The 10762-nt window shown below is 70.7% G+C and carries 10 protein-coding genes and 1 tRNA gene; 2 read left to right on the plus strand and 9 right to left on the minus strand.

Annotated elements, in window-relative coordinates; translation table 11 throughout:
• Nucleotides 1–416: 416 nt before the first annotated feature.
• Nucleotides 417–498 (minus strand) — tRNA-Tyr (locus ACFYZJ_RS25595).
• A gap of 224 nt (nt 499–722) precedes the next feature.
• Between ACFYZJ_RS25595 and ACFYZJ_RS25600 the strand changes: the two genes are divergently transcribed.
• Nucleotides 723–1211, plus strand: coding sequence for a YajQ family cyclic di-GMP-binding protein (locus ACFYZJ_RS25600; protein ID WP_388571608.1), 489 nt, complete (start codon nt 723–725; stop codon nt 1209–1211).
• An 84-nt stretch (nt 1212–1295) separates the two neighbouring features.
• On the opposite strand, the gene ACFYZJ_RS25605 is transcribed toward ACFYZJ_RS25600, so the two are convergent.
• Nucleotides 1296–1562 (minus strand): GlsB/YeaQ/YmgE family stress response membrane protein, encoded by a 267-nt coding sequence (locus ACFYZJ_RS25605; RefSeq protein WP_388571609.1) that lies wholly within the window; start codon nt 1560–1562, stop codon nt 1296–1298.
• Between the two features lie 195 nt (nt 1563–1757).
• On the opposite strand from ACFYZJ_RS25605, the gene ACFYZJ_RS25610 reads away from it, so the two are divergent.
• Nucleotides 1758–3020: an APC family permease gene (locus tag ACFYZJ_RS25610; protein WP_388571611.1), complete on the plus strand. Its 1263-nt coding sequence runs from the start codon at nt 1758–1760 to the stop codon at nt 3018–3020.
• A gap of 61 nt (nt 3021–3081) precedes the next feature.
• On the opposite strand, the gene ACFYZJ_RS25615 is transcribed toward ACFYZJ_RS25610, so the two are convergent.
• The 7 genes from ACFYZJ_RS25615 to ACFYZJ_RS25645 form a co-directional block, all read right to left on the minus strand.
• Entirely contained in the window at nt 3082–3474 is a 393-nt protein-coding gene (locus ACFYZJ_RS25615; protein WP_388571613.1) for a YccF domain-containing protein, read from the minus strand.
• Entirely contained in the window at nt 3471–4334 is an 864-nt protein-coding gene (gene htpX / locus ACFYZJ_RS25620; protein ID WP_388571614.1) for a zinc metalloprotease HtpX, read from the minus strand. The genes ACFYZJ_RS25615 and htpX overlap by 4 nt, the downstream gene beginning before the upstream one ends.
• Before the next feature lie 217 nt (nt 4335–4551).
• Nucleotides 4552–6051 (minus strand): NADH-quinone oxidoreductase subunit N, encoded by a 1500-nt coding sequence (locus ACFYZJ_RS25625; RefSeq protein ID WP_388571616.1) that lies wholly within the window; start codon nt 6049–6051, stop codon nt 4552–4554.
• Complete coding sequence (locus ACFYZJ_RS25630) at nt 6048–7622, minus strand: NuoM family protein (RefSeq protein ID WP_388571618.1); 1575 nt, start codon at nt 7620–7622, stop codon at nt 6048–6050. The genes ACFYZJ_RS25625 and ACFYZJ_RS25630 overlap by 4 nt, the downstream gene beginning before the upstream one ends.
• 6 nt (nt 7623–7628) lie before the next feature.
• Nucleotides 7629–9620: an NADH-quinone oxidoreductase subunit L gene (locus ACFYZJ_RS25635; RefSeq protein WP_388571620.1), complete on the minus strand. Its 1992-nt coding sequence runs from the start codon at nt 9618–9620 to the stop codon at nt 7629–7631.
• The gene (nuoK, locus tag ACFYZJ_RS25640; RefSeq protein ID WP_388571622.1) at nt 9617–9982 is read right to left on the minus strand and encodes an NADH-quinone oxidoreductase subunit NuoK; all 366 of its coding nucleotides are present in this window, start codon (nt 9980–9982) and stop codon (nt 9617–9619) included. Before nuoK ends, ACFYZJ_RS25635 begins: the two co-directional genes overlap by 4 nt.
• On the minus strand, nt 9982–10617 hold the full coding sequence (locus ACFYZJ_RS25645; RefSeq protein ID WP_388571623.1) for an NADH-quinone oxidoreductase subunit J: 636 nt from the start codon (nt 10615–10617) through the stop codon (nt 9982–9984). Before ACFYZJ_RS25645 ends, nuoK begins: the two co-directional genes overlap by 1 nt.
• Between the last annotated feature and the right edge of the window lie 145 nt (nt 10618–10762).

Below are 10762 nucleotides of genomic sequence, written 5' to 3' on the forward strand. Positions count from 1 at the left end.
GACGGAGGCGCCGAGACGGCGTCGAGTGGTCCGTTTGGAAGCCACGGAAGTCCTTCCTGATGAGCCGAGCTGTACGCACAACCGTGCGTGCCGCTCGATCGGACCTGAGAAGAGGGATGGTGGTTGTACGAGTTGCTCTTGTTTTTCTGGGGACAACGAGCGGACCCGGGAGCGCGGGACATGCCTCACCTGCGGGAACTCCTCAGCGACGGAGAGGAGGCCGCGAACGCCAAGATCACCGCGCGTCCGGGGCAGCACGGCTGAGCCCCCGTGGACGCCGTCCACCGCCCGTCCACACGATCCGAGGGACAGCGTGAGACGCGAGACGGCGTGAGACCGTGCGCGGATCGCGTGGGCACATGACAATGGGCCCGTGACCTGCTCTCTTCGCAGGTCACGGGCCCATTGTTTCCGTGTGGCGGCGCCAGGATTCGAACCTGGGTAGGCATAGCCGACAGATTTACAGTCTGCTCCCTTTGGCCGCTCGGGCACACCGCCGGGGATTGTTGTCCTGGAGGCCGCTTTTCGGCGGTGCTCCCTGGCAACGACGTAAACGATACCTGATGCAGAGGGGTGCTTCGCCACCCGATAGATCGGCGCCCCGAGGGGAGGGGGTGGCTAGGCTTATGCGGATGCGGCCCGGATCGACGCCGGGCCGGGCGGCCGCGCTCCCGCACGCCGACACGCAGCCCGTTCCATCCCGATACAAGGAGCCACAGGACATGGCCGACTCCAGTTTCGACATCGTCTCGAAGGTCGAGCGGCAGGAGGTCGACAACGCCCTCAACCAGGCCGCCAAGGAGATCTCCCAGCGCTACGACTTCAAGAACGTCGGAGCCTCGATCGCCTGGTCCGGCGACAAGATCCTGATGCAGGCCAACTCCGAGGACCGGGTGAAAGCCATCCTCGACGTCTTCGAGACCAAGCTGGTCAAGCGTGGCATCTCGCTGAAGACGCTGGACGCCGGTGAGCCGCAGCTCTCCGGCAAGGAGTACAAGATCTTCGCGTCGATCCAGGAGGGCATCTCCCAGGAGAACGCGAAGAAGGTGGCGAAGATCATCCGTGATGAGGGTCCCAAGGGCGTCAAGGCCCAGGTGCAGGGCGACGAACTGCGCGTCAGCTCCAAGAGCCGGGACGACCTCCAGGCCGTGATCGCCCTGCTCAAGGGCAAGGACTTCGACTTCGCCCTGCAGTTCGTGAACTACCGGTAGGGCTCCTTCCGTAACGCAGGGTGGGCACCCCGAGCGCGGGGTGCCCACCCTTCTGTGCTGCTGGCTGCGGCTTCGGTGGCGCGCTCAGCGCCGGGAATCACCGAACAGGATGCGGTAGATGATCAGCAGCACGAGCGAGCCGCCGATCGCGGCCGCCCAGGTGGCGCCGTCGTAGAACTGCTTGGTGATCGGGTGGTGCAGCCAACGAGCGGAGATCCAGCCGCCGATGAAGGCACCCGCGATGCCGATGAGGGTCGTACCGATGAAGCCGCCGGGGTCCTTGCCCGGCAGCAGGAACTTGGCGATGGCACCTGCCAACAGCCCCAGAATGATCCAGCTGACAATGCCCATGCCGTGAACCTGCCTCTCCGCGCTGTGCCTGTGCTGTGTTCCTGCTCCGGCCAGGCTGTGTCATGCGTCGACGGTGTGTGATTCTGCCGGTCACGCGCTCGTTCACGAGTTCGTTCACGAGTTCGTGGCGCGTCGTCGTCGGGGAGGACGCCTCCACGGCGGCCGCCGGTTGCAGGGCTCAGTAGGGTTCGGGCCATGACACAGTCCAGAGCAGAGGCGTCCGGTGGCGTGGGGCTCCGACGGACCCTCGGGGTCGGAGACGCCGTCGTCATCGGGCTCGGATCGATGGTCGGGGCGGGGATCTTCGCGGCCCTGGCCCCGGCCGCGCGGGCCGCCGGTTCGGGGCTGCTGGTCGGCCTGGCGGTGGCCTCGGTGGTCGCCTACTGCAACGCGTCCTCCTCCGCGCGCCTGGCCGCCCTGTATCCCGCCTCGGGCGGCACGTATGTGTACGGACGCGAGCGGCTCGGGGTGTTCTGGGGCTATCTCGCGGGCTGGTCGTTCGTCGTCGGCAAGACGGCCTCCTGCGCGGCGATGGCCCTGACCGTTGGTGCGTACGTCTGGCCGGGGCAGGCGCACGCGGTGGCGGTCGCGGCCGTGGTGGCACTGACCGCCGTGAACTACGGCGGCATGCAGAAGTCGGCCCTGCTGACACGGCTGATCGTGGCGGTGGTCCTGGCTGTCCTCGCTTCCGTCGTCGTCGTCTGTCTCGGATCCGGTGCGGCCGACGCCTCACGGCTGGACGCGGGCGGCTTCGGCGGGGCCGGCGGGGTGCTGCAGGCGGCCGGGCTGCTCTTCTTCGCGTTCGCGGGGTACGCGCGGATCGCCACCCTCGGCGAGGAGGTGCGGGACCCGGCACGCACCATTCCGCGCGCGATCCCGCTGGCGCTGGGCATCACGCTGGTGGTGTACGCGGCGGTGGCTGTCGGTGTGCTGTCGGTGCTGGGTGCCGACGGGCTGGGGCGTGCCGCGGCGCCGCTGGCCGACGCGGTGCGGGCGGCGGGCGTGCCCGGTCTCGTGCCGGTGGTGCGGGTGGGTGCCGCGGTGGCCGCGCTGGGATCGCTGCTGGCGCTCGTCCTGGGCGTCTCCCGGACGACGCTGGCCATGGCCCGCGACCGGCATCTGCCAGGAGTCCTGGCGGCCGTGCACCCGCGGTTCCAGGTGCCGCACCGGGCCGAGCTGGCCGTGGGTGCCGTGGTGGCCGCGCTCGCCGCGACGGTGGACGTGCGGGGCGCGATCGGGTTCTCCTCCTTCGGTGTGCTGGCCTACTACGCGATCGCCAACGCGTCGGCGTGGACCGTGAGTTCGGCGCCGGCTTCGCGCGTCGTACCGGCGGTGGGACTCCTCGGCTGCGTGACGCTGGCGTTCGCGCTGCCCGGGGTGTCGGTGGGCGTGGGGGCGGCTGTGCTGGGCGCGGGCGTGGTGGCGTACGGCGTACGGCGGTGGATGGCCGGGCGGTAGCCGCCGCGGCCGCGGCGGAGACGGACGGTCCCGGAGCCCGCCCGTGCTGCCCGCCGGTCCGTCAGCGCGTCGCGAAAGGCTGGTCCGTGCGCACGATTTCGCGGCCCAGCGGCAGCAGCGAGACCGGGATCAGCTTGAAGTTCGCGATGCCGAACGGGATGCCGACGATCGTCACGCACAGGGCGATGCCCGTGACGATGTGGGCGAGGGCCAGCCACCAGCCGGCCAGGACCAGCCACAGGACGTTGCCGATGCAGGACGGCGCGCCCGCGTCGCGACGTTCGACCGTCGTATAGCCGAAGGGCCACAGGGCGTAGACACCGATGCGGACAGCGGCGATGCCGAACGGGATGCCGATGATCGTCACGCACAGCAGCACGCCCGCGAAGAGATAGCCGAGGAACAGCCAGAAGCCGCTCAGCACGAGCCAGACGACGTTCAGGATGGTTTTCACCGGTAGCGACCTGCCATCTGCTCGAGCCGGGCGATGCGCTCCGCCATCGGCGGGTGGGTGGAGAACATCTTGGACAGCCCCTGGCCGGGACGGAACGGGTTGGCGATCATCATGTGACTCGCTGTCTCGATCCGCGGCTCGGAGGGGAGGGGAAGCTGCTGGGTGCCCATCTCGAGCTTGCGCAGGGCGCTCGCGAGGGCGAGGGGGTCGCCGGTGAGCTGGGCACCGGACGCGTCCGCCTCGTACTCCCGGGAGCGGCTGATGGCGAGTTGGATCAGGGACGCGGCGAGCGGGCCCAGGAGCATGATCAGCAGGAAGCCGAGCAGGCCCGGGCCGTCGTCGTCGTCCGAGCGGCCGACCGGGATCAGCCAGGCGAAGTTCACCAGGAACATGATCACCGAGGCGAGGGCGCCGGCGACCGACGAGATGAGGATGTCGCGGTTGTAGACGTGGCTGAGTTCGTGTCCGATGACGCCGCGCAGCTCGCGCTCGTCGAGCAGCCGGAGGATGCCCTCGGTGCAGCACACGGCCGCGTTGCGCGGGTTGCGGCCGGTCGCGAAGGCGTTCGGCGCTTCCGTCGGCGAGATGTAGAGGCGGGGCATGGGCTGGCGGGCCTGGTTGGACAGCTCGCGGACCATGCGGTACAGGGCGGGGGCCTCGAACTCGCTCACCGGGCGCGCTCGCATCGCGCGTAGAGCCAGTTTGTCGCTGTTCCAGTACGCGTACGCGTTCGTGCCGATGGCGACGAGGAGTGCGACGATCAGGCCCGTACGCCCGAAGAAGCTGCCGATGACGATGATGAGTGCGGACAGTCCCCCGAGGAGTACTGCGGTCCTGAGCCCGTTGTGCCGGCGGTGCACGGTACGCCCTCCAAGTGGTGCGGCAGGGGAACCCTTTGTCTGCGAACTGCTTGTCGACTCCACTTCTCAGTGGACCTTCCCGCACTGGTCAACGCCAGGCGGGCGGCGCAAGTTCCCTTGTGCGGGCACGACGGTCCGTGGGCCGTCCGGGTGAGGCGGCGGCGTCCGGCACGCGCGTGTGCCGGACGCCGTGTGCCCGCGCGCGTGGGGGCGTGGGTCAGAAGAGAGTGGTGGCCGAGAAGCGGAGCACCAGCTGGGGAGCTCCCGACAGGGCGACGCCCAGGACGGCCGTCAGGGTGAGGGCGGCCGTGAGCGGGGCCGGGACGCGGTGCTTCTCCGGCTCCCCCTCGGGAGCGCGGAAGAGCAGGGCCGTCCACTGGAGGTAGTAGAACAGCGCGATCACCACGTTGACCGCCATCACCACGGCGAGCCAGCCGAGCCCGGCGTCGACGGCCGCGGAGAAGACGGTGACCTTGGCGAAGAGGCCGATGATGCCGGGCGGCAGCCCTGCCAGGCACAGCAGGAAGAACGCCAGGAGCAGCGCGGCGAGGGGGTTCGCCGCGTACAGGCCGCGGTAGTCGGTGATGCGGTTCAGGGTCCTGGTACGGCCCACGAGGGCGGCCACGGCGAAGGCGCCGAGGTTCACCGCCGCGTACATCAGGGCGTACGCCACGGTGGAGCCGACCGCCTTCTGGGCGTCCTTGGAGTAGGCGGCCGCGGCGATCGGCACCAGGAGGTAGCCGGCCTGCCCGACGGACGACCAGGCGAGCAGCCGTACCGCGCTGTACGCGCGCGTGGCCTGCTGCCGCAGGGCCCCGACGTTGCCGACCGTCATGGTGAGGGCGGCCAGTGCGGCGAGTGCCGGGCCCCAGGCGTCGGAGTACGACGGGAGGGCGACGACGGTGACGAGGATCAGGCCGGAGAAGCCGACCGCCTTGCCGACGACGGAGAGGTAGGCGGCGACCGGGAGGGGCGCGCCCACGTAGGTGTCGGGCACCCAGAAGTGGAACGGGACGGCGGCCGTCTTGAAGGCGAAGCCGACGAGGGTGAGGACGACACCTGTCTGGGCGAGCGTGTGGAGTTGTCCGTCCACGTGCTGGATCCGGTCGGCGACCTGGGTGAGGTAGAGGGTGCCGGTGGAGGCGTACACGAAGCTGACGCCCATGAGGCTGACCGCGGTGGCGGTGACGGACGACAGGAAGAACTTCAGGGCGGCTTCGGAGGATTTCTTGTCGCCGTGCCGGATGCCGACGAGGGCGAACGCGGGCAGGGAGGCGACCTCCAGGGCGACGATGAGGGTGGCCAGATCCCGGGACGCGGGCAGCAGGGCGGCGCCGGCGGCGGAGGACAGCAGCAGGAACCAGAACTCCCCTTCGGGGACGTCCTTCCTGGCGTCCTTCAGGGCGGTGACCGACAGCAGGGCGGCGAGGAGGGCGCCGCCGAGGACGAGGAACTGGATGACGAGGGCGAAGCGGTCCGCCGTGTAACTGCACACCTGGGGGCTGCCCGTCAGGCAGAAGGTGGCGCGGTCGCCGCCCAGGAGGGGCAGCAGCATGAGGGCGGCGACGGCCAGCCCTGCGATGGACGCCCAGCCGAGGACGGGCTTGCGCCGCTCGTCGAGGAACAGGTCGGCGACGAGGACGAGGAGTCCGACGGCCGCCGCGATGGTGGGCGGTGCGATCGCCAGCCAGTCGACGGACTGGACGAGGGAGCTCATCGGGTGCCTCCTGCGAGGAGCTGCTGCACGGCCGGGTCGGTCAGGCCGAGGAGTGCCCTCGGCCACAGGCCGGCGACGACGGTGAGGACGACGAGCGGCGTCCAGGCCGCGAACTCGTAACGGTGGACGTCGGCGAGTTTCGGCGTCTCCTGCGGTGCGGCGCCCATGCACACACGTCGCACCACGATGAGCATGTACGCGGCGGTGAGCAGCGTGCCGAACGCGGCGATGGCCATGAAGGTGAGGAAGGCGGGGCGGCTGAGGTCGGCGGCGGGCCTGAACGCGCCGAACATCGCGAGCATCTCGCCCCAGAACCCGGCCAGGCCCGGCAGGCCCAGCGAGGCGACGGCGCCGAAGGCCAGCAGACCGCCGAGGCGGGGGGCCTTGCCGTAGAGGGCGGCACCGGTCTTCTCGGCAAGGGCGTCGAGGTCGGTGGTGCCGGTGCGGTCCTTCAGCCCGCCGACCAGGAAGAACAGCAGGCCGGTGATGAGGCCGTGGGCGATGTTGGCGAACAGCGCGCCGTTGACGCCGGTCCGGGTGGTCGTGGCGATGCCGAGCAGCACGAAGCCCATGTGGCCGACGGAGGAGTAGGCGATGAGCCGCTTGAGATCGCCCTTCGCGCCCCGTTTGGCAAGGGCGAGGCAGGCGAGGGATCCGTAGATGATCCCGACGACGGCGAAGGCGGCGAGGTACGGCGCGAAGGTGTGGAAGCCGTGCGGCGCGACCGGGAGAAGAATCCGCACGAAACCGTACGTACCCATCTTCAGCAGGACGCCGGCCAGCAGGACCGAGCCGACGGTCGGTGCGGCGGTGTGGGCGTCGGGCAGCCAGCTGTGCAGCGGCCACATCGGCGCCTTGACCGCGAGCCCGATCCCGACCGCCAAAACGGCGATGACCTGCACGGATGTGGTGAGTGACCGGCCGTTGTCAGTGGCGAGTGCCACCATGTCGAACGTGCCCGCCTTGAGTCCGATCAGGAGCAGGCCGAGCAGCATGACGACGGAACCGAGCAGCGTGAAGAGGATGAACCGCCACGCGGCCCGGGTCCGGCCCTCACCGCCCCAGCGGGCGATGAGGAAGTACATCGGGATGAGGACCATCTCGAACGCGAGGAAGAACAGCAGCAGATCGAGGACGGCGAAGGTCGCGAGGGTGCCGGACTCGAGGACGAGCAGCAGGGCGACGAAGGCCTTCGGGGACGGGCCCGAAGGCATCTTGAAGTACGAGTACAGCGCGCAGAGGAAGGTCAGCAGCGCGGTCAGCACCAGAAGGGGGAGGGAGATGCCGTCGATTCCGAGGTGGATCCGCACGTCGAGTGCGGGGATCCAGCTGATGTCGGTGCTGGCCTGCATCTTCGACGGGTGGTCGTGGTCGAAGCCGAGCGCGAGGACGACCGCGGCGATGAGTACGGCGCCGGTGACGGTCACGCCGTGCCGCAGCACGGCCTGCTCGGGTGACTTGCCCTTCAGCCCGGGCGGGGCGGGCAGGAGGGCGGCGAGCGCGCCGATGAGCGGCGCGACGACGACGAATGCCAGAAGGAACTGCATCACGGACTCGCTGATATCGATCACGCCGGCTCACGCTCCCGTGGCGACGAGGAGGGCGGCCACCGCCAGGACGACGGTGCCGGCGAGCAGCGCGCTCACATAGGTCTGCACGTTGCCGGTCTGGGCGCGCCGTACGGCGGCCCCGAGCAGGCGGGGCAGGGCGCCCGCGCCGCGTACGTAGGTCTCGACGACCTCCCGGTCCAGGAACTGCACGAGGCCCGCTCCGGCCCTGACCGGGCGGACGAAGAGCCGGTCGTACACGGCGTCCAGGTGGAAGCCCTCGGCCGCGTGGCGGTGCAGCGGGCCGAGCAGGAGGCGCCCCGGGTCCGCCGGGTCGGGCGCGTAGGCGATGTCGCCGTACGCGGGCACGTGGCTGGCGATCGCCTCGGCCTCGACCAGGCCGGCGTCCGCCTCGGGGTGGGCCGCGACCGCACCCAGCGGGACGCCGGCCGCGAGTGCGGTGGTGTGCCGCCAGGCGCCGTAGGTGACGAGTGCGCCGACCAGGGCGAGGCCCGTGCCGAGGACGGAGGTGGTCAGCGTCGGCGTCAGGGAGCGTCCGTCGAACCAGTCCGGCAGGACGCGGAAGGCGAGGCCGAACGCGATCGACGGGAGGGCGAGCAGCCAGAGCACGGCGTTCATGACCAGCGGCTGTCTGCCGTGGTCGGGAGCCTCGGCTCCGTGGCCGCGGAAGGCGAGCAGCCACAGCCGGGTCGTGTACGCGGCGGTGAGCAGGGCCGTGACCAGGCCGGTGAGGAGGATGATCCAGCCCGCCGCGCCGGGGGCGTGGTCGGTGTGACCGGTGGCGACGTGCTCGGCGGCGCCGAGGACGGACTCCTTGGAGAAGAAGCCGGAGAACGGAGGGATGGCGGCGAGCGCGAGGAGCGCCACGGTCATCGTCCAGAAGGCGTCGGGGATGCGGTCGCGCAGGCCCCTCATGCGGGACATGGCGGCCAGTGAGTTGGTACCGGCCGCGTGGATGATCACACCGGCGGCGAGGAACAGCAGCGCCTTGAAGGCGCCGTGGGACAGGAGGTGGAAGACGGCGGCACCGCGGTCGCCGACGGCGAGGGCGCCGGTCATGTAGCCGAGCTGACCGATCGTCGAGTAGGCGAGGACCCGCTTGATGTCGTCCTGGGCGAGCGCGGCGAGCGCCGAGCCGGCCATCGTGACGGCGGCCATCACGGCGAGGACGACCATCGCGGCCGAGGAGGCCTCGAAGACCGGGAGGAGACGGGCGATGAAGTAGACACCGGCGGCGACCATCGTCGCGGCGTGGATCAGCGCGGAGACGGGCGTCGGGCCCGCCATGGCGTCGGGGAGCCAGGTGTGCAGCGGGAACTGCGCCGACTTGCCCGCCACACCGGCCAGCAACAGCAGGGCGACCACGGTCGGGTGGTGCAGTCCGCCGCTCGCGACGGCGCCGAGTACGTGGGTGATGCGGAAGGAGCCTGCGTCGGTGCCGAGTGCGAACAGTCCGATGAGGAAGGGCACGTCGCCGAGCTTGGTGACCAGGAAGGCCTTGAGGGAGGCGGCGCGGGCCTCCGGGGTCTCCCAGTAGTGGCCGACGAGGAAGTAGGAGCAGATGCCCATGACTTCCCAGCCGACCAGCAGCACGATCAGGTCGCCGGAGTAGACGACCAGGAGCATCGCGGAGGTGAACAGGGAGACGAGAGCGGCGTACGAGGGGTAGCGCGGGTCGTCGCGCAGATAGCCCGTCGAGTAGATCTGCACGCACGTGGCGACGGTGCCGACGAGGACCGCGACCAGGGCGGCGAAGCCGTCGATGTGCAGGGCGAGTTCGATCGGGACCGAGCCGGTGGGCGTGAGCAGGGTGGCGGCATCGAGGGCCCGGCCTCCGCCCTGGCGGGCGGCGACCAGCACGGCCGGCACGAGCGAGGCGAGCGTCGGCAGGACGGCGAGCGGGCGGACGAAGCCGGGGGCTGACCTGCCGAGCAGCAGGCCGGCTGCGGCGCCGAGGAACGGGAGGAGGGGGACGAGGACGGCGAGGGTGGTCGTGGTCACGCGGTGGCCTCAGCCTTCTCAGCCGCAGTGGTGTCGCCTTCGTGGCCCTCGGCGGTGTCGCGGAGCCGGTCGATGTCCGAGGTGCCGCGGTTGCGGTACACGGCGAGGACGATCGCGAGGCCGATGCCGATCTCGGCGGCGGCGATGGTGATGGTGAACAGGGTCAGGGCCTGTCCGGAGTGCAGCGTCTCGCGGGCGGCACGGCTCAGCCAGACGTCGAAGGCGACGAGGTTGAGGTTGACCGCGTTGAGCATCAGCTCGACCGACATCAGGACGAGGATCGCGTTGCGGCGGGCGAGGACGCCGTACAGGCCCGTGCAGAACAGGAGGGCGGAGAGCACGGCGGGATAGGCGAGGTGCATCAGCGAGCGCCTTCCTTCTCGCTCCGGGCGTCCGGGGCGGCCGGGGCGTTCGCGGTGGTGGCCGCCGCGTCAGCCTTCGCCTTGCGGGACAGGACGATCGCGCCGACCAGTGCGGCGAGGAGGAGCACGGAGAGGGCCTCGAAGGGGAGGACCCAGTTCTGGAAGAGGCTCGCGCCGGTGACCTTGGTGGAGCCGGAGGGGGCGCCCCCGAGGTCGATCCAGGTGGTGCGGAAGGCGTCGACGACCACCCACACCAGGGCGGCCGCGGCGGCGACGGCCACGGTGAGGGCGGCCCAGCGGTTGCCGGAGTCGGCGTCCGGGGAGCGGCCGATGGGGGCCTTGGTGAGCATCAGACCGAACAGGAGGAGGACGACGACGGAACCGACGTAGATGAGAACCTGCACCCAGGCGATGAACTCGGCGGTGAGCAGGAGGTACTCGACGGCGAGCCCGCCGAGGGTGACCACGAGCCACAGCGCGGCGTGCACCAGTTGCCGGGTGGTGACGGTGACCAGGGCGGCGCCGAAGGTGACCACGCCGACGAGGAGGAAGGCGATCTCGACGCCCGTCGGGGAGAGGAAGCCGTGCGAGGCCGCGGCGGCAGCCGCGCTCAGCCCGGCGGAGGCGGTACTCACGACTCCCCTCCCTTCGGCTCGGTGGGCCCGGTGGCATCGCTGGGCCCGCTGGCATCGCTGGGCCCGCTGGCATCGCTGGGCCCGCTGGCATCGCTGGGCCCGCTGGCATCGCTGGGCCCGCTGGCATCGCTGGGCCCGCTGGCAT

It is taken from the genome of Streptomyces sp. NPDC001848 (assembly GCF_042891915.1).
Lineage (GTDB): Bacteria > Actinomycetota > Actinomycetes > Streptomycetales > Streptomycetaceae > Streptomyces.